This is a genomic window from Pseudoalteromonas sp. S3776 (assembly GCF_005886915.1).
Classification (GTDB): Bacteria; Pseudomonadota; Gammaproteobacteria; order Enterobacterales; family Alteromonadaceae; genus Pseudoalteromonas.
In genome coordinates, this window is the sequence record NZ_PNCU01000116.1 from 1 (window position 1) to 388 (window position 388).

1 protein-coding gene is annotated in these 388 nt (G+C 58.5%); it reads left to right on the forward strand.

Annotated features, from left to right (window positions below; all coding sequences use genetic code 11):
* On the forward strand, nt 1–388 hold a 388-nt coding region (locus tag CWC16_RS19370), incomplete at both ends, for a WD40 repeat domain-containing protein (RefSeq protein WP_212747452.1).

A 388-nucleotide genomic window follows, 5' to 3' on the forward strand; every position in this document is an offset into this window, starting at 1 on the left:
CTGCACACCCTGACCGAGGCGACCGATTGGATGCAAAGCGTCGCCTACAACCCCGACGGCACCCGCCTGGCGGCCGGAGGGTTTGATCGAAAGGTCAGAATTTACGACGGGATGATCCCGGCCTCGCCCCTGCATACCATCGAGGCGAGAGGTTTTGTGTACAGCGTCGCTTACAGCCCCGACGGCACCTACCTGGCGGCCGGGGGGGCTGACAACATGGTCAGGATTTACGACGGGATGGCCCCGGCCTCGCCCCTGCACACCATCGACGCGGCAACCGAGTGGGTGCAAGAACGGAACAGCGTCGTGTACAGAAAGATTGGTAAGATTAGTGTAGATATAAGAGTAAGGCGTATAAATAAAAAAAAAATACAGGCGGGGGGTGTGG